Here is a 25,408-nt window from a genome sequence, read left to right on the forward strand (position 1 = left end):
CACTAACCAACAGTATAAGGATTGCTGTTTGGTGTGATGATGCCAAACAGCATTGCCAGCAAAATAATCATCAGAACAATTGCAGAAAATAACACTCGGCGCCCTAAATAATGGGACATAGAGTTTGCAGCAGCGTCGCTTTTAAGCATACAAAACAGTGCTTTAAACAAACTAAAAACGATGTAAAACAATAAGAATACGATAATTAATTTTATCAACATAAGTTTAGGGAGTTTGCTATATGCGGTTAATCCAGAATAGTGCAAAAAGCATCACTCTGCTAGTGTGTACAACAACTGTCGCATTAATATGCGCGAGTTTAGCTGTGTGGCAGTATCAAAGATCACAGCAAAAAATAACGATTATTAAAAAACTAGATCAGCTTAGCCAACAAGGGGTTATTCCTTGGTATCAGCTCGCTAGTTTACCAAGCGATTGGCTTGCAACAGGACTCAAAGTATCCCTATCTGGCGAAGTCTCTTCACAGTTTTGGTGGCTTGATAACCAAGTGGTTAATGGCCGTTTTGGTTACGACTTGATCGTTGCCGTGAAACCAAAAAATTCTTCACGCTGGTGGCTGGTTAATCTTGGCTGGTTTGCGGGCTCATTAAATCGAGAGCAATTACCAGAAGTAAGCTTGCCGCAGCAACTAACACTCACTGCATTATTAAAGGCTGGTAACTTTACCAGCTTCAACTTGGTATCAAATGATCTTGAATTACGCCAAGGACAACGGTTGCAATACATTACGCCAGAGTTTGCAGCAAGTGCGCTCCAGCAGCCATTCGCGCCATATATTCTTTATGCACAGCCGGAAAGTGCGCTGGGCGAATTTCATTACCAAGTTATTAATATGTCACCAGATAAACACAAAGCGTATGCCTTGCAGTGGATTTTACTCGCTCTCGCTGCGGTTGTGATTGGTGCGGTTATGTATCGAAAAGGAAGTGCACATGAATAAGACTCTTGGACTTTTTATTATTTGTTTTTTAGCACCAGCGTTAACTGCTTTTTTGGCGTTAAAGTTTGATTGGCTTGAACCCGCACAAACTAATTTCGGGCATTTCGTTGAAAATGAACAGAAAATTGAAAAGTGGCCGGCGGACTCTCAACTTAAATGGTCGCTAGTTACATTGTCGGAAGAGGTTTGTACGCAACATTGCGAAACTCGAAAGCAACTAATTACAAATGTGTTTGATGTGCTTGGCAAACATAATTTATATGTGGGGGCATTTTCCCTTTCTAGCAGCCAGCAGGCATTGCAGCTGACCAATTTAACTGCACATGAAAATGCTGTTACACAACTTGAAAATCAAACACTTGCTATTGAATCAGATGCAATTTATTTAGTCGATCATCACGGTTTAATAGTGCTTGAGTATCCCGTTAATTATCAGCTTCAGTCAGACAATAATATGAAACGCGGACTTATTAAAGACCTCAAAAAGTTGCTCAATTATAGCCGCAGTAGGGCTTAGGAGGTGCGAATGAATCACTATCATAAAATTGTACTGTTTGGCTGTGTTTTCGCATTTATTGTGGTGGGGTTAGGTGCGTATACGCGACTTAGCGACTCTGGTTTAGGCTGCCCTGATTGGCCTGGATGCTATGGTTTTTTAACTGTGCCTAATGAGGCGCATGAGCTGGAAAAAGTCGAAGAACACTTTCCAACACATGAAGTCGATCAAGGAAAAGCGTGGAAAGAAATGATCCATCGCTATTTTGCTGGCACATTAGGCATAATTATTTTGCTTATTGCGATAATGGCATTTAAGCAACGGCAACACCGATTAGCACCTGTGAAGTTACCGTTGTTAATTTTGGGGCTAGTTGTATTTCAAGCTGCGTTAGGCATGTTAACAGTCACTATGAACTTACAGCCGCTTATCGTTATGGGGCATTTGCTTGGAGGCTTTATGATTATGAGCTTGTTGTTTTTGCTCTATATCAGGCTTACCACAGAGCGCATCCCTGGTGGAGATTCGGGCGCAAAACCTCATTATAGCTTGGCAATAATCGCTTTGAGCTTTGTTGTTTCGCAGATTGCATTAGGTGGATGGTTAGCGGCAAATTACGCGGCTTCACATTGTGCAGATTTCCCTTTGTGTGGCGCCGATACATTTGAGCGTTTTTCATTTACGAGTATTTTCCAATTACCGAATGATCACGCCAGTTATGAGTTTGGGGTGTTGTCGGCTGAAGCGCGTATGTCGATTCACTTTCTTCATCGCATTTGGGCGATGGTTACCACGTTTGTCGTGCTTTGGGCTGGTTTTAAAATTCTAAAAGACTGTTATTCAACAATAATAAAGCGAGCTGTTTACCATATTTGGGTGGTGTTGTTTTGTCAGATTGCGCTGGGAGTTAGCTTAATCTTGATGCATATTCCGCTCAATATTGCGCTTACTCATAATATGACAGCATTATTGCTACTTTTAAGTTGCGTTCGGCTTGCATATCTCATTAAAAGCAAGTGCTAGGGAGTAAACTATGACCAGTTATGTTTTACAATTTCAGCGCTCACTAAGCGCTAAAGTTCATGAATACTTAGTGCTTTGTAAACACAAAGTTGTGATGTTGCTAGCGCTTACCGCTGTGGTTGGACAAGGTTTGGCACCCCACGTTGGGCGAAGCTTGCTAGAGCAGATGTTAACCATAGTAGGTATCGCATTATTAGCCAGTAGTGCTGCGGTGATTAACCATATTGTTGATAGCGATATAGATAAAAAAATGAAGCGCACCGACTCGCGTCCAGTCGCAACAGGCAGTGTGACAAATCGTCAGGCGTTTGTCTTTTCAATGACGCTGTTGGTTATTGGGTTTTGCATGTTAGTTGCTTACGCAAACTGGCTGACCGCTTGGCTTACCTTAGTTGCTTTAGTCGGTTATGCATTTATTTATACGCTGGTATTAAAAAGACGCACGCCACAAAATATTGTGATCGGGGGTTTTGCTGGCGCGATGCCGCCATTGTTGGGCTGGGTGTCTGAAACTGGCTCAATGTCAGCAGAACCTTGGTTATTAGTGATGATAATTTTCACTTGGACACCACCGCACTTTTGGGCGTTAGCCATTGATCGTAAAAAAGATTATGAAAACGCAAAAGTCCCCATGTTGCCAGTAACGCATGGTATTGAATTCACCAAAACAATGGTGTTGCTATATAGCGTTTTATTAACATTGGTTTGTGTTTTACCGTTTTTAATTGGTATGTCAGGAAACTTTTATTTAGCGGTAAGTGTGTTACTTAATGGTGTGTTTACGTATCGTGCTTGGGAGCTAAAATTTGCTGCCAAAGAAAAGTCTGCGATAAAGCTATTTATCTATTCCATTTGGCAACTTATGATACTATTTATCGCACTATTTATTGATAAGTGGTTGATTTAAATGAGCCAATTTAAGCTATTAATTGTTACATCTTTAATCTTTATGGTTTTGGGTTGCGGCCCAAAATCACCTCCGCAAACAAACGCATTACTCTATCAAGAGGCTAAGATTGTTAAGCCATTTGTGTTGCAAGACCAAAATGGCCAACAGGTTACTAATCAAAACTTAAAGGGTAACTGGACGCTATTATTTTTAGGTTATACAAGTTGCCCAGATATTTGCCCAATGACGTTGGCAAAATTAACTCAGATAACAAAAGAGTTATCGCCTAACTTTGCCATAAATGTATGGTTTGTATCGGTTGATCCTAAGCGTGATAACGCAGAAAAACGCAAGCTGTACATTGATTACTTTAATCCCGATTTTACTGCTGTTTCTGCAGAGCATAAGCATTTATTTCCATTTGTTCGAAACCTAGGTTTAGTGTACGCGATTCATGATGATGGTGAGTCGGAAAATTACACAGTTGACCACAGTGCATCAGTCACGTTAGTCGACCCAAATGGCGCGGTTAGAGCCATTTTTAAACCTGAATTTGCCAAAGGCAAAGTACCGTTAATTAATCAGAGTGAAATGACACAAGAACTGACCTCAATTATTGGTTACTACAGCAATTAGTATCGATTTATGATCTGCTAACGCATTAATTAGCTTTAATTAAATCGATATTATTTTGGCAAATTTTCATTCTGGGTCTACGCTTAATTTTAAGCGAACAAGGAAAGAAAATTATGTATCAGTTACCTGCTGAGCTTGTCATAAACTCAGTCTCTGAGCTTAAAGAATCTCTCTTAGATTTATTATCGAAACAATCGAGCATTGATCTGGATATTTCCTCGGTTACTCGTGCTGATACCGCTTCAATTCAATTACTCTGTTCGTTGCAAAAAAATCTAGCGGAAACTCAGCATCAAATTACGTGGCATGGCAAAAGTGATGCGTTATTTGCTGCAGCAAAAACATTGGGAGTGCAAGATTTTCTTGCCTTATCAGAACAATAATTTGGGGTCTGTATGAAAAAGATTTTGGCGGTTGATGATTCTGCATCAATGAGACAAATGGTTGGTTTTACGCTTAAAAAAGCTGGTTTCGATGTAACAGAAGCGAAAGACGGAAGCGAAGCGTTAGAAATCGCTAAAGGCAACAGCTTTGATGCGGTCATTTCTGATGTGAATATGCCGATTATGGACGGCATTACACTTATTCGAGAATTAAGAGCGCTACCTGCCTACAAGTTTACGCCTATGCTAATGCTTACTACCGAATCGGGACTGGATAAAAAAACCGAAGGTAAAGCCGCTGGCGCCACTGGATGGATCGTAAAACCATTTAATCCAGATCAGTTATTAGCAGTAATTAAGAAAGTCATCCGATAAATCAGGAGGCGGCATGAGCATAGACTTAAGCCAATTCTTTGAGGTTTTCTTTGAAGAGAGCCTTGAAGGTTTGGATGTCATGGAATCGGAGTTACTCAACCTCACACCTGGTGATGTAGACAACGAGACGATTAATACTATTTTCCGTGCCGCGCATTCTATTAAAGGTGGAAGTGGGACCTTTGGTTTCACACATGTTTCCGATTTTACCCACGTTTTAGAGACCCTTTTAGACCAAATCCGAGAAGGCAGCAGAGAGTTAGCCGCCGAACATGTGAATTTGCTTTTGCAGTCGGTTGATTGTTTGCGCGAAATGTTAGGTGATTTACAAAATAATCAAGAAACAGACCTAACGACTGCAACTCAGTTAAAAGAAAAGTTTGAGGCAATTTTAGCGGGTGAATCACAGCCAGCTAGTACACCGGTAGCTACAAATAGTAGCAGCGATAATCCACCTGTGGATCACGGTGCACTTGATACCTACGAGGTGATTTTTAAGCCGCAACATCATTTATTTAAAACGGGTAATGAGCCCATCTATTTGATTGAAGAGTTGGCAGAACTAGGTCAGCTCGACGTGACTGCAAATTTAGATGATGTACCTGATATTCATAACCTTGCGGCTGACGAATGTTTTTTAACTTGGTGCTTTTATCTTGAAACCGATAAAGGCGAAGAGGCAATAAAAGAAGTATTTGAGTGGGTTGAAGATGATGCCGAAATCACTATCACTTTGTGTGGCGGATTGTTTGGTGACGACCCCGTAGAATCTGAACCAGAAGATGTTAGTGAGCAAGCTACTGAAGAGGCATCAACGCCAACAGCTGAAAGTAAAAGTGACAAACCTGCGCCAGCAGCAAAAGCTGCTGCGAAAAGTGGTTCCACCGAAAGTACGTCAATTCGGGTCAGCATTGATAAAGTAGATTCACTAATTAACATGGTTGGCGAGCTGGTAATTACTCAAGCAATGCTTACACAGCTTGGTGAAGGAGAAATTACCGAAAACAAATTAATGGCATTGCAAGAAGGACTTGCACAACTTGCTCATAACACACGTGATTTGCAAGAAAGCGTGATGCGAATTCGCATGCTGCCAATCAGTTTTGTATTTAGTCGCTTTCCGCGTTTAGTGCGAGACACATCGCAAAAGCTAGGAAAAGAAGTTGAACTAAAACTCCTTGGTGAGCAAACTGAGCTTGATAAAACAGTTATGGAAAAAATTTCGGATCCTATGGTGCACTTGGTGCGAAATTCACTGGATCATGGCCTAGAAACGCCAGAACAGCGGGAAGAGGCAGGTAAGCCAAGAGTTGGTACCGTAACACTTAATGCATTTCATCAAGGCGGCAACATAGTTATTGAAATTATGGATGATGGTGCTGGCTTAAATACACAAAAGATCAAACAAAAAGCGATTCAAAACGGCCTAATTAGCGACTCAGACGACTTATCGGATGATGAAATTAATGAGCTAATTTTTATGCCCGGTTTTTCAACTGCAGATGAAGTGAGTGATATCTCTGGCCGTGGCGTAGGTATGGACGTAGTAAGACGCAATATCCAATCGCTTAATGGCTCAATTGAGGTTACTTCAGAACAAGGTATTGGTTCTACCTTTACGATTCGCCTGCCGCTTACTTTGGCTATTTTAGATGGTCAGTTAGTGACAGTGGCAGAGCATACTTACATCATTCCGCTTATTTCTATTGTGGAATCATTACAAATTGATTTGAAAATGGTGAATTGCGTGGGCGGCGGTTTAAACGTTTTACGCTTACGCGATGAATACATTCCTATTTTACGATTACATAAAATCTTCAATCACAGTGGTGCAATTGAAGATCTTGATAAAGGCTTACTGGTTATTGTTGAAAGTGACAACCAAAAAGTCGGGTTATTAGTTGACGATTTATTGGCACAGCAACAAGTCGTCATTAAAAGCCTAGAGGCCAATTATCAGAAAGTAGAAGGCGTTTCTGGGGCGACTATTTTAGGTGACGGAAGAGTATCGCTAATTATTGATATTACGGGGCTAATCAAATTAGCGGGCCTGAAAAAAGCAGGCACTTCTGAGCTTGCAATTGAGCCGATAGAAAGTGAGGAAGCTTGATGGAAGCGATAGCAAATGATCTTCTCGAGTCTAGCGAAGAGAATCAAGAAGAGAATATCTGCCAGTTTCTGACTTTTATGATGGCAGATGAAGAATATGGTGTGGATATTCTCACAGTGCAAGAAATCCGTGGTTGGGAGGAAATAACTCAAATTCCCAATTCGCCAAGTTATGTAAAAGGTGCCATTAATCTGCGCGGCACAATAGTACCAATTATTGATTTGCGTGCGCGATTTGGCTTGCCGCAGGTGCCGTATAGCTCAGTCACTGTAGTAATTGTGGTCAAAGTTGACCTAGAAAGTGGCGATAAAATTATGGGATTAGTGGTTGATGCAGTATCAGATGTTTACAGCATTTCAGAGTCTGATGCGCGCGATGTACCTGATGTAACTAATACTGAAAATACAGAGTTTGTTCATGGTCTGGTCAATGTCGGTGAAAAAATGGTTGTGTTGTTAGATTTAAAACGGGTGTTGAGTCTTGCCAAAGAGCCGGATTAATAAAAACAAAAACTCATCTACAGGGTGAGTGGTAAGTGAGTGTAAAAGCCGATGATGAAATGCAATCAAATAAAAAAGGGTGGAGATTGATATGTGGTGGTTTAGCAAAGCACCGGACGCAGCATCTGGGAAATCCGAGAGTGATTTAATTTTAGAAGCCTTAAGTCGATCTCAAGCTGTCATTGAGTTTAAACCTGATGGTACTGTAATTACGGCTAACACCAACTTTTTAAATGCGTTGGGATATCGCTTAGAGCAAATCCAAGGACAACATCATCGCATGTTTGTACCCCCTGCACATGCCAATAATGCTGAGTATAGCCAGTTTTGGGCTCGACTAGCACGTGGCGAGTTTATCTCTGGTGAATTTAATCGTATTAACGCCGAAGGCAAAGAAATTTGGATTCAAGCGTCATACAACCCTGTTGTCAACGAACATGGTGTTGTGAGTAAGGTTGTTAAATATGCCACTGATATCACCGAGCAGAAAATAGCATCAGCTGATGCCGCTGGGCAGCTAGCTGCGATTAGTAAATCGCAAGCGGTTATTGAATTTAACCTTGATGGCACAATCATCACAGCAAACGATAACTTTTGTAGTGTTATGGGTTATCGATTAGATGAGATTGTTGGCAAACATCATAGTATGTTTGCAGAGCCAGAATACGCTTCGAGTCAGGACTATAAAGATTTTTGGCAAAAATTGAATCGTGGAGAATTTTGTACTGGCGAATATAAACGAATAGGCAACGGTGGAAAAAATGTATGGATTAGGGCGTCTTACAATCCTATTTTTGATCCAAATGGTAAGCCTTTTAAAGTTGTGAAATATGCGAGTGACATCACTGAGCAAAAAGAAGCCGAATTTGAAGCGCGTTTGGCCGCCAACCGTGCAAATGCACTTAAAGTGTGTCAAGCCAATGTAATGATTGCAGACAATGACTTAAAGATAGTTTTCATTAACGATGAAAATTTAAAAATGCTTAAAAGGCGCGAAGCTGCTATTCGCCAAGTGTTGCCAAATTTTGATGCTAACAACTTAATTGGGCAGTGTGTAGATGTTTTCCATAAAGACCCAAGCCATCAACAAAAAATGCTAGCTGCGCTTAAAGATGTGTATCGCACCAGAATCACGGTTGCTGAATTAACCTTTTCGCTAATTGCTACACCTTGGCTGAATACCGAAGGTGAGCGCATTGGTACCATTGTCGAGTGGCAAGATTTGACCGATGAATTAGCTGCGCAAAGAGAAGCGGAGGCAATTGCTGCTGAAAATTCACGAGTTCGCCAAGCTCTCGATACGGTTAATACCAACACCATGATTGCAGATGCAAGCAATGAAATTGTGTATATGAATAGTGCCGTGTTAAATATGATGCGTAATGCCGAATCTGATATTAAGCGCGATTTACCTAACTTCAATGCGTCGTCATTAATGGGGTCAAATATGGATGTATTTCATAAAAACCCGGCGCATCAGCAACAAATGATAGAGCGATTGACATCAACGTATAGTACTGAAATTTTGGTCGGCGGTCGCACGTTTGCGCTTACTGCAAATCCTATCTTCTCTGATAATCAGGAGCGTTTGGGCACGGTTGTAGAGTGGCTAGATAGAACTGCTGAGGTGGCAATTGAGAAAGAAATTGACGAGCTTGTAACAGCTGCATCGCAAGGTGAACTAGATACACGCATCGATCAATCTGGTAAACAAGGCTTCTTCTTAAATCTCGCGCAAGGACTCAATAGGTTAGTTGAGATATCCGATGAGGTAATCACTGAAGCGGCAGAAATGCTTGATGCCATGGCTCATGGTGACTTAACCAAGCGCATTCAGAGCGATTACTTAGGCTCATTTGATAAGTTAAAACGCGATGCAAACACTACGGCAGAAAAGCTAACCGAAGTGATAGAGAAAGTTAGTGTGTCTTCTAATCTTGTTGCCAGTGGCGCGGAAGAAATTTCGCAAGGTAATACTGATTTAAGTCAGCGTACCGAAGAGCAAGCGTCGTCATTAGAAGAAACGGCTTCAAGCATGGAAGAGATGACCAGCACCGTTCGCCAAAATGCAGATAATGCAAAAGTTGCGAATGAACTTGCCAACGACACCCAAGTGAAGGCTAAACAAGGCGGAGAAGTGGTTGAGCGTGCGGTAGAAAGCATGGCCGAAATCAATCAAGCCAGCAAGAAAATTGCAGACATCATAGGTGTTATTGACGAGATTGCATTCCAAACTAATTTACTTGCACTGAATGCAGCGGTAGAAGCTGCAAGAGCTGGTGAGCAAGGACGAGGCTTTGCGGTTGTTGCCGGTGAAGTGCGAAATTTAGCACAACGTTCTGCTGCTGCAGCGAAAGAAATAAAAGAATTAATCCGAGACAGTGTGAGCAAAGTTGAAGACGGAACGCTACTGGTGAATGAATCAGGTAGTACGCTACAAGAGATTGTCGCTTCAGTGCAACGAGTAACAGAAATGATTGCTGACATAACTGTAGCATCTGAAGAACAAAGCTCGGGTATTGAGCAGGTTAATAAAGCCATTACGCAAATGGATGAAATGACTCAGCAAAATGCCGCGCTTGTAGAGCAAGCCTCTGCGGCGAGTGAATCCATGGCGGAGCAAGCAAATGGTATGCGTCAGTTATTAAGTTTCTTTAATACTAGCGGCAATCATAGCATTGAGTCTCCGATGATTACACAGCGATCAGCAGCAAAAAGCGCTGCAAAAGTTGCTCCGCGTAGTGAGCGCCTGCAAATAACCTCGGTTCCATCGGGCGATGATTTCGCCGATAGCAGCGAAGAGTGGGAAGAGTTTTAACTGTTCGTTAAAGCTAGGCAGAGGTTTCTGCCTAGCTTACTCTAGGAGTCATTGTGGCGAAGGAATTTCTGCTAACAGATCAAGAGTTTGAGTTGATCGCGAAAATGGTTTATGAAGCCTGTGGTATTGTGCTTGGTAGCCATAAACGCGAAATGGTTTATTCTCGTTTGGCGCGCCGTATTCGTGCATTAAATTTGGCAAGTTTTGCACAGTATATTACTTACCTTGATCAGCATAAACGTGACGAGTTTAGTCATTTTATTAATGCAATCACCACCAATTTAACGTCATTTTTTCGTGAACCGTATCATTTCGATTTTTTGCGTGAAACGCTTATTCCTCAAATTCTTGAACGCAATAAAAGCTCAAGGCGAGTGAGAATATGGTCAGCGGGCTGCTCTACAGGTGAAGAACCTTATACGATAGCGATGACTTTGGCTGATAAGTTTCCGTCTAATTGGGATGTAAAGATTTTAGCAACGGACTTAGATTCAAATGTACTGGCGAAAGCAAGCGCAGGTGAATACGCAGAAAACTCAATTACAGGTTTAGATAATGGCTTAAAAAAACGTTTTTTTCTGCGCAATAAGCAAAGCGGCTTGTTTAAAGTAAGACCTGAATTGAGAGACAAAATTTACTTTAAGCGACTTAACTTATTACAAGAATGGCCTATGAAAGGTGAATTTGACGTGATCTTTTGTCGTAATGTTGTGATCTACTTTGATCAGCCAACAAAAGAACTGTTATTTCAACGCTATGCTGCTCAGCTATGTTCGCAAGGGCATTTATTTTTAGGCCATTCAGAAAGTATGAATAAGACACAAACGGAATTTGTAGCGCTTGGTAAAACCATGTACAGGAAGGCACTTTGAACGAGAATTTTAAGCAGTGCCTAAACGGCTTTGAAAACATAAAACGTTATTGGGATAGAGGCCGTGACGCTGTTGTCGCGAAAATTTTACCCGGCGAAGTGTATGTTACTAAACAAAATGAATTAATTTCTACGGTGCTGGGTTCGTGTATATCAGCATGTGTTTATGACTACAAAATGGGGATAGGCGGCATGAATCACTTTATGCTTCCGGCAAATAATAATGCGAGCATTGATAGTCTAAGCTGTCGCTATGGTAACTGGGCGATGGAGTTTTTGATTAATGAAATTATTAAAAACGGTGGTAATCGCGATAACTTTAAAATTAAAATTTTTGGTGGTGGTAAGATAATTCGCGGAATGGGCGACATTGGCGAAGGTAATATTATATTTGTGTCGCAATTTTTAAAAAACGAAGGGTTGCAAGTTGAGTCCCATGATGTTGGTGGGCCTTGGCCGCGAAAAGTGCTGTTTAATCCCACTACAGGCAAAGCACAGGTAAAAAAACTTCGAAGTATGCATAACGATACAATTCAACAACGTGAATTTAAATATCTTCACGAAATTGAAGAGCAAGATACGCATACTGATATCGAGCTATTTTAGGAATTAAGATGATCAGGGTTTTAGTAGTTGATGACTCACCATTGATTCGAGCGGTACTGACTGAGGTCTTACAGCAAGCACAGGATATTGAAGTAATAGGTACGGCAAATGATCCGTATCAAGCAAGGGATCTAATTAAAAAACTTAATCCAGATGTGCTAACGCTCGATGTAGAAATGCCAAAAATGGACGGCGTGAGTTTTTTAAAAAACTTGATGCGACTAAGGCCAATGCCAGTTGTGATGATTTCGACCTTAACTCAGCAAGGTGCACCGATTACGCTTGAATGCTTAGAGTTAGGAGCCGTTGACTTTGTTGCTAAACCAACACAACAAGTTGGCGACAAACTGCATGGTTACGCGCAAACCTTACACGAAAAAATAAGAGCGGCAGCAAAAGCTCGTGTACGAGCGATAAAACCCGTAACTACCCCTGTGGCGAGTGTGGCTACGGGCACGTTTGATAATACTAAGCTGGTGGCAATTGGTGCATCAACCGGTGGCACTGAGGCAATTAAAGAAGTGTTAACCGGCTTGCCTGACAATTTCCCACCGATTGTTATTACTCAGCATATTCCACCTGTTTTTTCAGCCTCGTTTGCAGAGCGTATGGATCGTTCAGTCGCGTTAACGGTTAAAGAAGCGGAAGATGATGAGGAAATTAAGCCTAATCATGTTTATATCGCACCTGGCGATTACCACTTAGCGGTGGTTAGCAAAGGTACGAAACTGATGTGTAAAGTAGTTCAGTCAGCCCCTGTTAATCGTCATCGCCCAGCTGTCGATGTATTGTTTAAATCAATTGCTAAATTAAACTTGGGTAAAAAAGTGTGCGCGTCGTTACTTACCGGCATGGGGGCTGATGGTGCCGCTGGTTTGTTAAAGCTAAAAGAGTGTGATGCGTATACTTTGGCGCAAGATGAGGCATCGAGCGTGGTTTGGGGTATGCCGCGCGCTGCAGTCGAGTTGGACGCAGCGCAAAAAGTTCTTAGTTTAGATTCGGTTGCAAATGAAATTGCAAATTGGGCAAAAAAATAACCGTGCTATTTAGCAATCACGAAAGGGTGAGATAGCCAGTAAAAACGGCCCGCTTTAGATTTACTTGGCGCAGTACAGTTGTAACGCGAACGTCCTTTGTTTAGCTCACCTTCACTTTGCACGGTAACTTCATTTTCACTTTGCCAAGTAATTTTGGCTGTGTTGCCACTGATAAAACAATTGAATTGCGAGTTGTTAAAGTCTTTCTCGTTAAAGGTTAATCTGAGTATTGGTGTCGTGTTGGCTGTAACCGATTGTGCTTTTAGGTTAAATGAAAACGGCAGACTCGCAATTTTTGTTTTTAATGTGTCTAAATTGGCATAGACACCAGATGCCGGAAAGCGCGGCACGCGCGTTAAGTCGGTACTTAACCCAACAGCGCCTGAATGCTGACCAATCCCAACATAGCCTAACTCTTTTACTAACGTTTGTAATTCACGATTAAACTCACCATAGGGGTACGCGACATACTTAAAGTTGTGACCAATCTCCTGCTTAATACGTTGTTCGGAATGCGTGATATCGTTGCGTATTCTCTCTCGCCATTGCGCTAGTGACTCGTTATTTTCGCGAATATGCAAGTAATCGTGCTTTGCGCTGTGGTTTGCAATGTATGCACCTTCTTTTGTCAGTGCTTTTAGCTGCTGCCACGTCATCACATAGCTTTTACCTTCATCTATCAGTTGTGGGTTTACAAAAATGGTATAGGGATAGTTAAAGCGCTTTAAAATGGGGGCAGCTTGCGTGAAGTTATTAATAAATCCATCGTCAAATGTGAGTGTAACTGTTTTGTCAGGTATACTCCTTTGCTCTTTAACTGCTTCAATAATGTGCTGAAGTGGAACAACACTATAATTATTATCTTTTAAATAACTTAAGTGGGCGCTGAATTCATTTTCAGATAGGCTTGTCACACGTGGTAAAGTTTCTGATACATGGTGATATTGTAAAATCACAGCGGCATTAGCAAACGTAAAATAACAGATTAACCATAATCCAATAAATAAATGAAAAACTTTTTTACTCGTCATAAATCGTTCCATGTTGGGCTGCTAGTACTCGCTTGGCCGATGATTGTATCAAACATTAGTGTACCACTTCTCGGTTTGGTAGATACAGGTGTAATCGGCCACCTCAGTGACGCCAGCTTTTTAGCTGGCGTGGCACTTGGTAGCATGGTTATCAACTTACTTTTCTGGCTCGCAGGTTTTTTACGTATGAGTACAACCGGCTTGGTTGCACAGGCTTACGGAAAAGACAGTAAAAATGGCTTGCTGCAAGAGCTAAAGCGCGCAGCACTATTTGCAGTCGCTGTTGCGCTATTGTTACTAGCAATAAGCCCTGTGATCAGCCATTTTATGGGGTTGTTTTTATCGGGAAGTGATGCCGCGATAAAGCACGCACAAACGTATTTTAATATTCGTATTTTTAGCGCACCTGCCGCATTACTCAATATGGTGTTATTGGCGTGGATGTTAGGCACGCAATACAGTAAAGGCACGTTAATGATCGTGCTGGTGACTAATATCGCCAATATTGTTCTCGATATTGTATTTGTAGTGGGTTTTGACTGGCAGGTTGAAGGCGCTGCACTTGCTTCGGTATGCGCCGATTACATTGGTTTAATAGCAGCTGTGTTGTTGCTTAAAGCACGTTTTGCTAAGCATGGATTATCGTTCTCTGCGCTTTTGAAAACATCACTCAACGGCCTAACTAGTGCGCTTAAGTTAAATCGAGATATCTTTATTCGCTCACTTTTTTTGCAGCTTTGCTTTGCCTTTATGACTTACTATGGCGGTTTTTTAGGGGATGCAACGCTTGCTGCAAATGCCGTATTACTTAACTTCTTATTGTTAGTAAGTTTCGCCTTAGATGGTATTGCCTATGCTGTAGAAGCTAAAGTGGGTCAAGCGAAAGGACGCAAGAAGGCGCAAGCAATTCATCTTTGGGTTGTTATCGGGCGTTTTTGGGCCTTTATATTTGCTTGCTTCTACAGCGTCATGTTTTTTCTGCTAGGTAGCTGGATTATCAGTATGTTAACTGACCTGCCGAATGTATTGGCGACCGCCGAGAAGTTTTTAATTTGGTCTATTATTTTACCGCCAATCGCTAGTTTTTGCTTTTTGTACGATGGCGTATTTGTTGGCTTAACCAGAGCAAAAGAAATGCGTAATACCATGATTTTTTCAGCACTTGTTGGCTTTGCAGGAGTATTTGCTGTTAGCTATCCTTTGGGTAATCACGGGTTATGGTTGGCTATGACGTGTTTTATGGCGTTAAGAGGATTAACGCTGGCTAAAAAATATCACGATTTTTGGCGCTCTCGTCAGCTTTTGCAATAACTTGTGAAAAGCGATTAGCAAAAATACCTAAATAGCCGTAAATGGCAAAGTACAGCGCGATAGGTAGTAGAACAAGCCCTGCTATTTGAAAATAATGACTGTTGAAGTAGCCATAAACAATTAAGCTGGCAGCAATAACAAACGAGCCTAAACCGCTGAAAAAGCGTTTTAGGCTTGTTTTAGGTTCTTGACCTAGTCGGTAGACTAAATGTTTGAATTTAGTAATATGAATGCTCGCCAGACTGGTGTTCAGTAATATCACGTACACCTGTGATTTCATCAAACTTAGCAACCATTTGCGTTTCAATGCCATCTTTAAGTGTTACATCGATCATTGAACAGCCATTACAACCACCACCAAACTGGACTACGGCAATACCGTCTTTGGTGATTTCAACTAAGTTAACCTGACCACCGTGATTCGCTAGTTGTGGGTTAATTTCTGTTTCAATCATATGTTGCACACGCTCTTGCAGTGACGCGTCATCACTTAGCTTTTTCGCTTTTGCGTTTGGTGCTTTTAGCGTTAGTTGCGAGCCCATTTTGTCAGTAACAAAATCAATATCGGCTTCTTCTAAAAACGGTGCGCTTTCTTCGTCAACAACGGCATCGAATCCATTAAATGGTAGCTTAATGTCCGTTTCTTCAACGGCATCTGCCGGACAATATGACACGCCACACTCGGCTTGTGTTGTACCTGGGTTAACCACAAAAACGCGAATGTTAGTGCCTTCAGCTTGATCTGCTAGCAGTTTGGCAAAGTGGCTTTGTGCTGCCTCAGAAATGGTAATCATAATTCGACCTATACCTGACTAATTTACTCGGTTTTTAGTATATCACTTTTTTGCTTTGCTAAAATAGTAGGGCAAGTTGAAAAGGTTTTAACTTATCTTATTTTTTTGCTGCTTCAACTTAAAGCTGTAGGTTTGCTTAGTAAACATTGTTACTGTGAATGTGCATAAAAATGCAATAAATATAACTAACCTATCATTATGGCATCACTATGAAAAAGCTGTCCTTTTTTTTAATAACAGCCTGTTTGGCACTGTTTAGCTGTATCAGTTCAGCAAAGAACTTAAACTTTTATTTTGACGATAATATTCGTTTCGATCCTTCTATTCCTACGCCAGAGTCTGTTCTGGGTTATCAGGTAGGCGATTGGCATGTTCGCCATGATCAGCTTGTTAGCTACATGAAATTGTTAGCTGAAAAAAGTGAGCGCATCAACATTGAGGTGATTGGTTACAGCCATGAACAACGTCCGTTATTATTGTTAACGATTGCTAACCCAGCTCGCTTAAATAACATTGAAACTGTGCGTAAACAGCACTTAGCACAATCAATCGAAGGTACTGAAATCAATGCTGATGCACCTGTAATCACGTGGATGGGCTATAGTGTGCATGGCAACGAAGCCAGTGGCAGTAATGCTGCGTTATTAGTTGCCTATTATCTTGCTGCAGCGCAAGGTGAAAAAATTAATCGCTTATTAGACGAAACAGTTATTTTGTTAGATCCTGCATTAAACCCAGATGGTTTAGCGCGATTTGCACAGTGGGTGAATAGTCACAAAGGCAAAAACTTAGTCGCAGATGAAAACCACAGAGAGCACAATGAATCGTGGCCGAGCGGCAGAACAAATCACTATTTTACAGACTTAAACCGAGATTGGTTGTTGCTTCAGCACCCAGAGTCGCAGGCGCGTATTGCTAAGTATCATCAATGGATGCCTCATGTATTAACTGACTTTCATGAAATGGGTCCACACAGCACTTATTTTTTCCAACCGGGTATTCCATCGCGTAAGTTTCCGCTTACTCCTGAGCAAAATGTAGAACTAACAAAAGAAATAGCGACCTTTCACGCAGCCGCATTAGATCAACAAGGTGAGCTGTACTTTACCGAGGAAAGCTTTGATGATTTTTATATTGGTAAGGGTTCTACCTATCCAGATATTCATGGCACCATTGGTATTTTGTTTGAGCAAGGCAGTGCACGAGGCCACAAGCATGAAACTATCAATGGTGTACGCGAGTTTTATGATGCAGTAAAAAACCAATTAACGACTTCTTTATCTACTTTTGATGCGGTTGTATCGGGCAAGCAGGCTTTATTGTCTTACCAGCAGAAGTTTTATCAAGATACCGCAAAGCTTGCGAAAAAAGATAAAGTAAAAGGCTATGTAGTTGCGGCTGGTAACGACACGTCACGTTATGAGTTATTTTTGTCGCTATTGCAGCAGCATCAGATTAAGGCATATCCGCTTAGTAAAGACATTAGCGTTAACAAGCAAGATTTCTCCGCTAATCGCAGTGTTTATATTCCGCTAAATCAGCCTCAATATCGCTTAATTAAAGGTGCGTTTTTAGAGCAAACAAGCTTTAACGATAATACCTTTTATGATGTTTCAGGTTGGAACTTAGCGCATTCATTTAACCTTGAATTTTCTGCTGTAACCTCAACCCGCGGTATTAAATACCAAGACTCATGGCAGCCAGCTAATCAAACTGAAAACCAGAACTTAGCCTCAAGCTATGCATTTGCCTTTGAATGGAACGATTACCTAGCACCAAAACTGCTATCACAGTTACAGCAAAATGGTGTTATTGCTCGAGCGGCAATGAAACCATTTACCGCATCTACTGCAAATGGTGAACAACGCTTTGCTGCTGGCGCAATTATTATCGCTAAGGGTCTGCAACAAGATGCTGATTGGTTTAACAAAGTTAAGCAATTAGCTAGCAATTCACCGGTAAAAGTACATCAAATATCATCGGGATTAACAGCGCAAGGTGTTGATATTGGCTCGCGCAATATCGTGCCGTTAAAAACACCAAAAGTATTACTATTAGGCGGTAAAGGTACCAGCCAATATGAAGTAGGTGAAGTTTGGTATTACCTTGACCGTTATTTAGATATTGCAGCTACTTTGGTTGATTTAGATCGTTTGGAACGCATTGATTTAGCATCTTACACCCATGTTATTTTAACCAATGGCAGTTTTTCGACTGTAAATGCAAAAATGGTTGAAAAGCTAAAGTATTGGGTGCAACACGGTGGTGTAATTTGGGGTCATAAATCGGGCGCAAAATTTTTAGCGGACAAAGGTATTTTGAAAGCCGAATATCTTTCAAGCAATGACATGGCAAAAGCTTTTCCAACCGATAATTTGAGTTACGCTGATAAAGATAGTTACCATGGTGATAAACGAATTGCAGGTGCTATTTTTAATGCGAATATCGATTTGAGCCACCCATTAAGCTTCTCATTTGAGCGAGGCACATTGCCAGTATTTAAAAATAGCACCTTTGTTTTAAAGCCAAGTGAAAAGCCATTTGTAAATGTTGCAACCTACACTAAAACACCGCTATTAGCGGGCTTTAGTCATGAGCTAAACAATCAGCAAATAGCCGGTGCCGGTGTTTTAATGGCGCATAACTATGGTAAGGGCAAAGTGATTGCAATGTCAGATAATCCAGTGTTTCGTAGTTATTGGTATGGCACAAGCCGTTTACTAAGTAATGCTATTTTCTTTGGTCATGCGATTGATGCTAAATAACGTACGTTACTAAAAGTTTATTGTTTAAAAGGCGTCTTGGGCGCCTTTTTTGTTAACTGGATGAACTTACCTAGGTTTAGTTGGATCGCTAATCGCAAACACCCAAACAGACACTTGTTTCACCCCAGCGCTTTTTAACAACCTTGCAATTTCATTAACCGTGTAACCGGTCGTTATGATGTCATCAACAATTGCCACATGTCGATATTGGTGTGTGAGGTTACAACTAAACGCCCCTTTTATATTGGTTTTGCGATCGCGTTTATTGAGTTCGCTTTGTGGCTTAGTGCGTTTGACGCGGGTAATGGATTTGGTATCAACCGCAATACTGGTACGTTGCCAAATTTCCTCACTTTGATTGAAACCGCGAACAACGCGTCGCTGCCAATGCAATGGAACTGGCATTAATACATCAGGCATTTGCCAATTTTGTTCTGTTTGCGCATCTTTTACTTGCGCTTTAATTAACTGATGTAATGCTGCTTTGTACGTCAGTTGTTTATTAAATTTAAGGCCTTTTAGCCAGGCTGAAACCGGATGTTGATACCAACAGACTGCAAAGAGTGAGTCAAATGTAGGGTTGGGTATTAGTTTGTTGATATCTGGGCGGTGAAGTAGGTTTGCTGAGCTTTTAAAATTTAACCGTGCAATATCAGACAGACATGTGCGGCAAATTTTTGCCGGAGCACGAACCGTTTGATGGCAACACACACATAAATTTGGTAATGCCCAATTGAAAAGTCGGTAACAGTAATTCATATAGGATTTCCATATCGCTAACTGTTAGTATAGCGGCAAAAATTTAAAGTGAGGGCAAAGCATGGCTGATGTAGTTCTGTTGCATGGTTGGGGCATGAATAAAGGTATTTGGCAGTTACAAAAAGATGCACTTGAGGCGCAAAGTGACCATACGATACATACTTTGAATTTACCTGGTTTTGGCGGTAATCAATTTAGCGATGCTGTTTATGATTTAGAGTGTGTTGCAAGGCAACTTGCAACAGATATTGCAGATCAGTCGGTGTTAGTTGCTTGGTCTTTATCGGGTCTTATTGCGTTAAAAATCGCTGCGCTTTTCCCACATAAAGTAAAGAAAATAGTGCTGGTTGCTTCAACCCCATTTTTTGCAAGTAGTGAACAGTGGCGTGGTATTGACGATAAGGTGTTAGACACGTTTATGGCGCAATTGAGCACCAATCACCAAAAAACTGTAGAGCGATTTTTGGCAATTCAAGCAATGGGAAGTGAGCATGCAAAGCAAGACATTAAGCAAATAAAAGCCCTGCTTGCTGAATACCCAGCGGCGCAAGAGATCGCGTTATCAGGAGGTTTAGCTATTTTAAAAAATGAAGATTTGAGAGATCTTTTTGCGCAACTTCCTTTGCCTATCTCTGGTATTTTTGGCCGTCTTGACTCCCTTGTGCCAGTCAAAGCTGTCGCAAAAATGCAGCAACTTAATCCTCAATTTAAGGCAGATATTCTAGCTAAAGCATCTCATGCACCTTTTATTTCTCACCCGCAAGAATTTACTAACTTATTGTTATCTCATATAGAAAGTTAAAACATTTTCAGGGCGGCAATTTATTGCCGCTTTAACTTTATTTTGATGGAATTTTGAGCGATAATAAAGCTGTCACTATTCTTTATGAATAAAGGAGTGTTTATGGACGTTTCAAACAACTTGGGGTCTGCATTTAATGCTGGCTTGCAAGGCCTGCAAAGTGCTTCTGATGGTATTACTGAGTCTTCAGCAAATATTGCACGTGCGCAAACGGAACGAGAAGTTGAACGCGCCGAACCAGCACCAGAAACGCGTGAAGCGCAAAGCCCGCCAGTTAATGTAACTAACGAGCTAGTTAACCTTAGGGTTGAACAATTTAATGCGCAGGCAAATACCCGTTCAATTCAAACGGCTGACGAGGTGTTGGGCACGTTAATTGATGTAAGAGTTTAGCTCAGCAAAATAAATGAACATCGTAACTACTTATCCAAACATTAGCTTAAACACGGCTAATGTACATACTGAAACAGCGCGACGTGATAATCAGTTGCGCGAATTAGTTACGCCTGTAAAGCAAGCAGAAGCTGCCGCTGCAAATTCCCGTCTCGCAGCTGATCAAGATAAAATACGTCAACCTGGCAGCAGCCAAATTGAAAACCAAGACGCGCTCGAAAATAAATCCGAAGACATCACTAAAGTAAGTGAAAAAAAGCAAGATCAGGATCAGCAAGAGCAGCAAAGTAAGCAACAAGAGCAAGATAAGCAAAAACAGCTTGAACAAGTAGAGGCACAAGCACTTTCTCAGCTTAAGCAAAGAGATCGCGAAGTTAAAGCACACGAGCAAGCACATGCGGCAGTGGGTGGTCAGTATGCTGGTAGCCCAAGTTACGAATATGAGCGTGGTAGCGATGGCAACAATTATGCAGTTGCGGGTGAAGTGCCGATTGATGTAAGCGAAGTACCTAACGACCCGCAGGCAACCATAGACAAAATGCAGCAAGTACGCGCTGCAGCATTAGCCCCACAAGAACCGTCAGGAGCGGATCGCTCGATTGCTGCTGAAGCAAATCAGAAAATGAGCGAAGCGCGAGCTGATTTGAATGCTGAGTTGAGTACGTTTTTTGATAAAAACGAAGAAAGCTCAGATACAGAGGCTGATGATGGCGAGGCTAAGCAAACTAACTACGATTTTAGTGAGCGTCGTGATTCTGAAGTTAATCAGCGAGCAGAGCGTATTGCTAAATTCTATCAGGCTGCAACGTCGCCGTTTGAACGGCCTAATTTAGCAAGCTATGCATAAATAAAAAAACCGCACACTGTGCGGTTTTTTTATGATTGTGTTTATAACAATTCGGCAGCGCTTGATTGGGTTTTCTACTGTGTTATCGGCTGACTCACATAGAATAACTATGTCACGCAGCCTCTGCCTTGTATAAACCCCAATCAAACTGCTGCAAAAACGAACTTGAAAGATCAACAGCCCGTAGCTTAAATCACGTTATTTCTTTAGTTTTGCGAATGCTTCAGCAAATGCGTTACCCATAGCGGCATTATTGTTTTGCTTAGGCTTTGCTTTTTTTGCAGTAGCTTGCGCTGGTTTATTCGCTTTTGGTTTAGCAGCTGGTGCTTTCTCACGCACTTCTTCGTCTAGGCGCATCGTAAAGCTGATACGTTTGCGTTCGACATCTACTTCAAGCACTTTTACTTTTACAATATCGCCTGCTTTTACCACTTCACGTGGGTCTGAAACAAACTTGTTTGTTAATGATGAAATATGCACTAAGCCGTCTTGGTGTACGCCCACATCGACGAAGGCGCCAAAGTTTGCAACGTTTGATACAACACCTTCTAAAACCATACCAGGCTTGAGATCTGCGATTGTTTCAACACCTTCTTTAAAGCTTGCTGTTTTGAATTCTGGACGAGGATCGCGACCTGGTTTATCAAGCTCAGCTAAAATATCGCTGATGGTTGGTAGGCCAAACTTATCCGTAACAAAGTCTTGTGGTGAAAGAGATTTTAGTAAACCTGAATTACCAATGAGTTCTGCCACTGAAACGTCCGCCTTTGCAGCAATACTCTTCACAATCTCATACGCTTCAGGGTGAACAGCAGAGCTATCTAATGGATCTTTACCTTGGTTAATGCGTAAGAAACCAGCAGATTGCTCAAATGCTTTAGGACCAAGGCGTTCAACTTTTTTAAGCTCTTTACGTGAATTAAACGTACCGTTTTGGTCGCGGTAGCTAACAATATTTTGCGCAAGAGTTTTGTTTAAGCCTGCAACACGTGTTAATAGTTGTGCTGATGCCATATTTACATCTACACCAACAGCGTTTACACAGTCCTCAACAACAGCTGTTAGGCTTTGGCCTAATTGGCTTTGTGATACATCGTGCTGGTACTGACCAACACCAATTGCTTTTGGCTCAATTTTCACAAGCTCAGCAAGTGGGTCTTGTAAACGACGCGCAATAGAAACTGCACCACGAATAGATACGTCTAGATTTGGAAATTCTTCCGCTGCGACTTCAGATGCTGAGTAAACCGATGCGCCAGCTTCGCTGACCATAACTTTGCTCATTTTTAGGTCGGCTTCTTGTTTTAACAGTTCGGCAATTAATTTGTCACTTTCACGTGATGCAGTACCGTTACCAATAGCAATAAGCTCAACTTTATGTTGGCGGCACAATTGGCTTAGTGTACGCAGCGACTTATCCCAATGATTTTGTGGTGCATGTGGGTAGATCGTTACGTTATCGAGCAGCTTGCCGGTTTTATCTACCACCGCCACTTTACAGCCTGTACGTAAACCAGGATCAAGACCTAATGTGGTTTTTGCGCCCGCTGGGGCAGCCATTAATAAATCATTTAGGTTCTTAGCAAAGACATCAATTGCACCTTGCTCTGCAACTTCCCTGATCTTACCTAAAAACTCGTTTTCTAAGTGAAGTGCTAATTTAATTTTCCAGGTCCATTGCGCCACTTGCTTAAGCCATGGGCTCGCTAGTACGTCTAATTTATAATGATCGGCGATAATACGAACACACTCAGCGTTGCCATCTCCTAGACTCGGATCAGGATTAATTGTTAGGCTGATAATGCCTTCATTACGCGCACGCAGCATTGCTAATGCTCGGTGTGACGGTACGCGGCTTAAGGCTTCACTGTGTTCAAAGTAATCTTGATATTTGGCGCCGTCTTTTTCTTTGCCAGCAATCACTTTGCTTTCAATAAACGCATGTTTTTGTAGCATGCTTCTTAACTTAGCAAGCAATTTTGCATCTTCCGCAAAACGCTCCATTAAGATAAATTTGGCACCATCAAGAGCGGCTTTGCTGTCTTCAATGCCTTTTTCAGGGTTAATAAAGTCAGTTGCTGTTATTTCTGGGTCAAGTACTGGGTTATCTAATAATTGATTTGCCAGCGGCTCAAGACCTGCCTCAATGGCAATTTGCCCTTTAGTACGGCGCTTTGGTTTATAAGGTAAGTAAAGATCTTCCAGCTCGGTTTTACTGGTTGCCTTATCGATGTCGGCCTTTAGTTCAGCACTTAGCTTATCTTGCCCTTCAATGGTCTTAAGAATAAATGAGCGACGTTCTTCTAACTCACGAAGATAACCAAGGCGCTGTTCAAGTAAACGCAGTTGGCCATCATCTAAACCTCCGGTAACTTCCTTTCTATATCGAGCAATAAATGGAACGGTTGCTCCATCGTCTAATAATTGTGTTGCAGCAGTCACTTGCTGTACTGAGGCGTTTAGCTCGTGAGCTAATTGATTAGCAATAGCGTTCATTAAAAACCTTTAAATCGGTAAAAAGTGGGTGGTTTGTAATTTTGAGAGACCACACCAGAAAATTTGTTTTATATATATTGCCTATAGATCTTGTATCTAAACTTAAATTTTTCAATCATAAGCAATAAATAAATTACCACACCTAGTTATTTAACTATGAGAAAACCACCTAAGCAGGTATTTCCTAAGCGTTCCAATTATATTACACGTAGCGGCTATGATGAACTAGAAAGGGAATTACGTTACTTATGGAAAGAAGAGCGCCCAAGAGTAACGCAAGCCGTATCGGAAGCTGCGGCACTCGGTGACCGTTCGGAAAACGCTGAATACATTTATGGTAAAAAGCGATTGCGTGAAATTGATCGCCGCGTGCGGTTTTTGACCAAACGCCTAGAACAAGTGAATATTGTTTATCCTAAGCCTGAACAAGCAGGAAAAGTGTTTTTTGGTGCCCGTGTTGAAGTAGAAGATGAAGAAGGTAATACCTTCAACTATCAGGTTGTTGGGCCAGACGAGTTTGATGTGAAAAATGGCAAAATTAGCATCGATTCACCCTTTGCTCGTGCTATGTTAGGTAAACAAGTTGATGATGAGTTTGAATTTAAAAATGCTGAGGGTGAAACATTATTTTTTATTAATGCCATTACTTATGATGCATCATAGTAAGAGTTTGTAATACCTAGTAACACTCTTCCTTTACCCAATTGTCAAAAAAGTATTTATAGTAGGCTATATTGCCAAAGAAAAAATAACAGAAGAATGAAATCATGGGACAAGAAACAACAAAAATACTAGTAGTCGATGATGACATGCGTTTACGCAGCTTACTTGAGCGCTATTTAGTAGAACAGGGCTTTATTGTGCGCTCTGCGGCAAACTCGGAGCAAATGGACCGCTTAATTGAACGAGAAAACTTTCATTTAATGGTATTGGACCTGATGCTACCGGGCGAAGATGGTTTATCGATTTGCCGTCGTTTACGTCAAAAAGAAAATGACATTCCAATTGTTATGCTTACGGCAAAAGGCGATGAAGTTGATCGTATTATCGGTTTAGAACTTGGCGCAGATGATTATATTCCTAAGCCGTTTAACCCGCGTGAACTACTTGCACGTATTAAAGCTATTTTACGTCGTCGTGCCAGTGATGTACCAGGCGCGCCTTCGGCAGAAGAAAACGAAATACGCTTTGGCCAGTTTTCTTTAAACTTAGCAACACGCGAAATGAGTAAAGGCGATGAAACAGTGTCGCTTACCAGTGGTGAGTTTGCAGTATTGAAAGCCTTAGTTTCACATCCTCGCGAACCGCTAAGCCGTGATAAATTAATGAACTTAGCACGTGGTCGTGATTACAGTGCATTAGAGCGTAGTATCGATGTGCAAGTATCTCGATTACGCCGCATGATTGAAGAAGACGCTGCTAATCCGCGTTACATTCAAACCGTATGGGGCTTAGGCTACGTATTTGTGCCAGATGGCAAAGAATAACCACAGCTAAGCTAACAT

The 25,408-nt window shown here is 41.4% G+C and carries 26 protein-coding genes; 20 read left to right on the forward strand and 6 right to left on the reverse strand.

Translation table 11 applies throughout. The features are described from left to right. Positions 1–2: 2 nt before the first annotated feature. On the reverse strand, positions 3–221 hold the full coding sequence (locus ACHSBP_RS15530) for a DUF2909 domain-containing protein (protein ID WP_010561498.1): 219 nt from the start codon (positions 219–221) through the stop codon (positions 3–5). A 20-nt stretch (positions 222–241) separates the two neighbouring features. On the opposite strand from ACHSBP_RS15530, the gene ACHSBP_RS15535 reads away from it, so the two are divergent. From ACHSBP_RS15535 to ACHSBP_RS15595, 13 genes are all read left to right on the forward strand, one after another. Further along, a complete protein-coding gene (locus ACHSBP_RS15535; RefSeq protein WP_395389531.1) occupies positions 242–961 on the forward strand; it encodes an SURF1 family protein in 720 nt (239 codons plus the stop codon). Beyond that, the gene (locus tag ACHSBP_RS15540) at positions 954–1,478 is read left to right on the forward strand and encodes a hypothetical protein (protein WP_395389533.1); all 525 of its coding nucleotides are present in this window, start codon (positions 954–956) and stop codon (positions 1,476–1,478) included. Before ACHSBP_RS15535 ends, ACHSBP_RS15540 begins: the two co-directional genes overlap by 8 nt. Positions 1,479–1,487: 9 nt before the next feature. After that, positions 1,488–2,480 (forward strand): heme A synthase, encoded by a 993-nt coding sequence (locus ACHSBP_RS15545; RefSeq protein ID WP_395389535.1) that lies wholly within the window; start codon positions 1,488–1,490, stop codon positions 2,478–2,480. Positions 2,481–2,490: 10 nt separating this feature from the next. Then, positions 2,491–3,387 carry a heme o synthase gene (gene cyoE, locus ACHSBP_RS15550; protein ID WP_395389536.1) on the forward strand — a complete coding sequence of 299 codons (897 nt, stop codon included), beginning with the start codon at positions 2,491–2,493 and terminating at the stop codon, positions 3,385–3,387. Next, positions 3,388–4,005 (forward strand): SCO family protein, encoded by a 618-nt coding sequence (locus tag ACHSBP_RS15555; RefSeq protein ID WP_010561503.1) that lies wholly within the window; start codon positions 3,388–3,390, stop codon positions 4,003–4,005. A gap of 113 nt (positions 4,006–4,118) precedes the next feature. Further along, on the forward strand, positions 4,119–4,388 hold the full coding sequence (locus tag ACHSBP_RS15560; protein ID WP_010561504.1) for a lipid asymmetry maintenance protein MlaB: 270 nt from the start codon (positions 4,119–4,121) through the stop codon (positions 4,386–4,388). A gap of 12 nt (positions 4,389–4,400) precedes the next feature. Continuing rightward, the gene (locus tag ACHSBP_RS15565) at positions 4,401–4,763 is read left to right on the forward strand and encodes a response regulator (protein WP_010561505.1); all 363 of its coding nucleotides are present in this window, start codon (positions 4,401–4,403) and stop codon (positions 4,761–4,763) included. A 13-nt stretch (positions 4,764–4,776) separates the two neighbouring features. Then, positions 4,777–6,873: a chemotaxis protein CheA gene (locus ACHSBP_RS15570; RefSeq protein WP_395389539.1), complete on the forward strand. Its 2,097-nt coding sequence runs from the start codon at positions 4,777–4,779 to the stop codon at positions 6,871–6,873. After that, positions 6,873–7,373, forward strand: coding sequence for a chemotaxis protein CheW (locus ACHSBP_RS15575; RefSeq protein WP_100914322.1), 501 nt, complete (start codon positions 6,873–6,875; stop codon positions 7,371–7,373). Before ACHSBP_RS15570 ends, ACHSBP_RS15575 begins: the two co-directional genes overlap by 1 nt. Positions 7,374–7,464: 91 nt before the next feature. Then, positions 7,465–10,191, forward strand: coding sequence for a methyl-accepting chemotaxis protein (locus tag ACHSBP_RS15580; RefSeq protein ID WP_395389541.1), 2,727 nt, complete (start codon positions 7,465–7,467; stop codon positions 10,189–10,191). Between the two features lie 53 nt (positions 10,192–10,244). Beyond that, positions 10,245–11,063 (forward strand): protein-glutamate O-methyltransferase CheR, encoded by an 819-nt coding sequence (locus ACHSBP_RS15585; RefSeq protein WP_105173162.1) that lies wholly within the window; start codon positions 10,245–10,247, stop codon positions 11,061–11,063. Then, positions 11,060–11,668, forward strand: coding sequence for a chemoreceptor glutamine deamidase CheD (gene cheD, locus ACHSBP_RS15590; RefSeq protein ID WP_054978219.1), 609 nt, complete (start codon positions 11,060–11,062; stop codon positions 11,666–11,668). Before ACHSBP_RS15585 ends, cheD begins: the two co-directional genes overlap by 4 nt. Positions 11,669–11,676: 8 nt before the next feature. Then, a complete protein-coding gene (locus ACHSBP_RS15595) occupies positions 11,677–12,705 on the forward strand; it encodes a chemotaxis response regulator protein-glutamate methylesterase (protein ID WP_395389542.1) in 1,029 nt (342 codons plus the stop codon). Between the two features lie 5 nt (positions 12,706–12,710). On the opposite strand, the gene ACHSBP_RS15600 is transcribed toward ACHSBP_RS15595, so the two are convergent. Next, positions 12,711–13,736: a polysaccharide deacetylase family protein gene (locus tag ACHSBP_RS15600; RefSeq protein ID WP_395389544.1), complete on the reverse strand. Its 1,026-nt coding sequence runs from the start codon at positions 13,734–13,736 to the stop codon at positions 12,711–12,713. Between ACHSBP_RS15600 and ACHSBP_RS15605 the strand changes: the two genes are divergently transcribed. Then, the gene (locus ACHSBP_RS15605; RefSeq protein WP_395389545.1) at positions 13,713–15,047 is read left to right on the forward strand and encodes an MATE family efflux transporter; all 1,335 of its coding nucleotides are present in this window, start codon (positions 13,713–13,715) and stop codon (positions 15,045–15,047) included. The two genes, ACHSBP_RS15600 and ACHSBP_RS15605, sit on opposite strands and share 24 nt — an antisense overlap. Here the strand turns inward: ACHSBP_RS15605 and ACHSBP_RS15610 are convergent. Together ACHSBP_RS15610 and nfuA are read right to left on the reverse strand one after the other, a co-directional pair. Then, entirely contained in the window at positions 15,001–15,327 is a 327-nt protein-coding gene (locus tag ACHSBP_RS15610; protein ID WP_395389547.1) for a hypothetical protein, read from the reverse strand. The genes ACHSBP_RS15605 and ACHSBP_RS15610 overlap by 47 nt on opposite strands. Then, positions 15,266–15,841, reverse strand: a complete 576-nt coding sequence (nfuA, locus tag ACHSBP_RS15615; protein ID WP_010561515.1) for a Fe-S biogenesis protein NfuA — start codon at positions 15,839–15,841, stop codon at positions 15,266–15,268. Before nfuA ends, ACHSBP_RS15610 begins: the two co-directional genes overlap by 62 nt. A 209-nt stretch (positions 15,842–16,050) precedes the next feature. Between nfuA and ACHSBP_RS15620 the strand changes: the two genes are divergently transcribed. Next, a complete protein-coding gene (locus ACHSBP_RS15620; protein WP_395389548.1) occupies positions 16,051–18,606 on the forward strand; it encodes a M14 metallopeptidase family protein in 2,556 nt (851 codons plus the stop codon). Positions 18,607–18,672: 66 nt separating this feature from the next. On the opposite strand, the gene ACHSBP_RS15625 is transcribed toward ACHSBP_RS15620, so the two are convergent. Continuing rightward, positions 18,673–19,365, reverse strand: a complete 693-nt coding sequence (locus ACHSBP_RS15625) for a ComF family protein (RefSeq protein WP_395389549.1) — start codon at positions 19,363–19,365, stop codon at positions 18,673–18,675. A gap of 61 nt (positions 19,366–19,426) precedes the next feature. Between ACHSBP_RS15625 and bioH the strand changes: the two genes are divergently transcribed. From bioH to ACHSBP_RS15640, 3 genes are all read left to right on the forward strand, one after another. Next, entirely contained in the window at positions 19,427–20,167 is a 741-nt protein-coding gene (bioH, locus tag ACHSBP_RS15630) for a pimeloyl-ACP methyl ester esterase BioH (RefSeq protein ID WP_395389551.1), read from the forward strand. Positions 20,168–20,269: 102 nt separating this feature from the next. Next, positions 20,270–20,560, forward strand: a complete 291-nt coding sequence (locus tag ACHSBP_RS15635; RefSeq protein ID WP_010561519.1) for a flagellar basal body rod C-terminal domain-containing protein — start codon at positions 20,270–20,272, stop codon at positions 20,558–20,560. A 13-nt stretch (positions 20,561–20,573) separates the two neighbouring features. Next, positions 20,574–21,407 carry a putative metalloprotease CJM1_0395 family protein gene (locus ACHSBP_RS15640; RefSeq protein WP_395389553.1) on the forward strand — a complete coding sequence of 278 codons (834 nt, stop codon included), beginning with the start codon at positions 20,574–20,576 and terminating at the stop codon, positions 21,405–21,407. A 198-nt stretch (positions 21,408–21,605) separates the two neighbouring features. Here ACHSBP_RS15640 and ACHSBP_RS15645 read toward each other — a convergent pair whose 3' ends face one another. Next, positions 21,606–23,903: a Tex family protein gene (locus tag ACHSBP_RS15645; protein WP_395389554.1), complete on the reverse strand. Its 2,298-nt coding sequence runs from the start codon at positions 23,901–23,903 to the stop codon at positions 21,606–21,608. 156 nt (positions 23,904–24,059) lie between these two features. Between ACHSBP_RS15645 and greB the strand changes: the two genes are divergently transcribed. Further along, entirely contained in the window at positions 24,060–24,566 is a 507-nt protein-coding gene (greB, locus tag ACHSBP_RS15650) for a transcription elongation factor GreB (protein WP_395389556.1), read from the forward strand. A 104-nt stretch (positions 24,567–24,670) separates the two neighbouring features. After that, the gene (gene ompR, locus ACHSBP_RS15655) at positions 24,671–25,390 is read left to right on the forward strand and encodes a two-component system response regulator OmpR (RefSeq protein WP_010561523.1); all 720 of its coding nucleotides are present in this window, start codon (positions 24,671–24,673) and stop codon (positions 25,388–25,390) included. Positions 25,391–25,408: the final 18 nt, after the last annotated feature.

Source organism: Pseudoalteromonas sp. XMcav1-K (assembly GCF_044005875.1).
GTDB lineage: Bacteria > Pseudomonadota > Gammaproteobacteria > Enterobacterales > Alteromonadaceae > Pseudoalteromonas > Pseudoalteromonas spongiae.

Excerpts from the sequence above, each read along its gene's own strand:
- ACHSBP_RS15580 (WP_395389541.1), top strand. The coding sequence starts at position 7,465 with ATGTGGTGGTTTAGCAAAGCACCGGACGCAGCATCTGGGAAATCCGAG.
- ACHSBP_RS15605 (WP_395389545.1), top strand. The coding sequence starts at position 13,713 with ATGAAAAACTTTTTTACTCGTCATAAATCGTTCCATGTTGGGCTGCTA.
- ACHSBP_RS15545 (WP_395389535.1), top strand. The coding sequence starts at position 1,488 with ATGAATCACTATCATAAAATTGTACTGTTTGGCTGTGTTTTCGCATTT.
- ACHSBP_RS15645 (WP_395389554.1), bottom strand. The coding sequence starts at position 23,903 with ATGAACGCTATTGCTAATCAATTAGCTCACGAGCTAAACGCCTCAGTA.
- bioH (WP_395389551.1), top strand. The coding sequence starts at position 19,427 with ATGGCTGATGTAGTTCTGTTGCATGGTTGGGGCATGAATAAAGGTATT.
- cyoE (WP_395389536.1), top strand. The coding sequence starts at position 2,491 with ATGACCAGTTATGTTTTACAATTTCAGCGCTCACTAAGCGCTAAAGTT.
- ompR (WP_010561523.1), top strand. The coding sequence starts at position 24,671 with ATGGGACAAGAAACAACAAAAATACTAGTAGTCGATGATGACATGCGT.
- ACHSBP_RS15535 (WP_395389531.1), top strand. The coding sequence starts at position 242 with ATGCGGTTAATCCAGAATAGTGCAAAAAGCATCACTCTGCTAGTGTGT.
- ACHSBP_RS15560 (WP_010561504.1), top strand. The coding sequence starts at position 4,119 with ATGTATCAGTTACCTGCTGAGCTTGTCATAAACTCAGTCTCTGAGCTT.
- ACHSBP_RS15625 (WP_395389549.1), bottom strand. The coding sequence starts at position 19,365 with ATGAATTACTGTTACCGACTTTTCAATTGGGCATTACCAAATTTATGT.
- ACHSBP_RS15530 (WP_010561498.1), bottom strand. The coding sequence starts at position 221 with ATGTTGATAAAATTAATTATCGTATTCTTATTGTTTTACATCGTTTTT.
- ACHSBP_RS15570 (WP_395389539.1), top strand. The coding sequence starts at position 4,777 with ATGAGCATAGACTTAAGCCAATTCTTTGAGGTTTTCTTTGAAGAGAGC.
- ACHSBP_RS15610 (WP_395389547.1), bottom strand. The coding sequence starts at position 15,327 with ATGAAATCACAGGTGTACGTGATATTACTGAACACCAGTCTGGCGAGC.
- greB (WP_395389556.1), top strand. The coding sequence starts at position 24,060 with ATGAGAAAACCACCTAAGCAGGTATTTCCTAAGCGTTCCAATTATATT.
- ACHSBP_RS15555 (WP_010561503.1), top strand. The coding sequence starts at position 3,388 with ATGAGCCAATTTAAGCTATTAATTGTTACATCTTTAATCTTTATGGTT.
- ACHSBP_RS15640 (WP_395389553.1), top strand. The coding sequence starts at position 20,574 with ATGAACATCGTAACTACTTATCCAAACATTAGCTTAAACACGGCTAAT.
- nfuA (WP_010561515.1), bottom strand. The coding sequence starts at position 15,841 with ATGATTACCATTTCTGAGGCAGCACAAAGCCACTTTGCCAAACTGCTA.
- ACHSBP_RS15620 (WP_395389548.1), top strand. The coding sequence starts at position 16,051 with ATGAAAAAGCTGTCCTTTTTTTTAATAACAGCCTGTTTGGCACTGTTT.
- ACHSBP_RS15600 (WP_395389544.1), bottom strand. The coding sequence starts at position 13,736 with ATGACGAGTAAAAAAGTTTTTCATTTATTTATTGGATTATGGTTAATC.
- ACHSBP_RS15540 (WP_395389533.1), top strand. The coding sequence starts at position 954 with ATGAATAAGACTCTTGGACTTTTTATTATTTGTTTTTTAGCACCAGCG.
- ACHSBP_RS15635 (WP_010561519.1), top strand. The coding sequence starts at position 20,270 with ATGGACGTTTCAAACAACTTGGGGTCTGCATTTAATGCTGGCTTGCAA.
- ACHSBP_RS15565 (WP_010561505.1), top strand. The coding sequence starts at position 4,401 with ATGAAAAAGATTTTGGCGGTTGATGATTCTGCATCAATGAGACAAATG.
- ACHSBP_RS15595 (WP_395389542.1), top strand. The coding sequence starts at position 11,677 with ATGATCAGGGTTTTAGTAGTTGATGACTCACCATTGATTCGAGCGGTA.
- ACHSBP_RS15575 (WP_100914322.1), top strand. The coding sequence starts at position 6,873 with ATGGAAGCGATAGCAAATGATCTTCTCGAGTCTAGCGAAGAGAATCAA.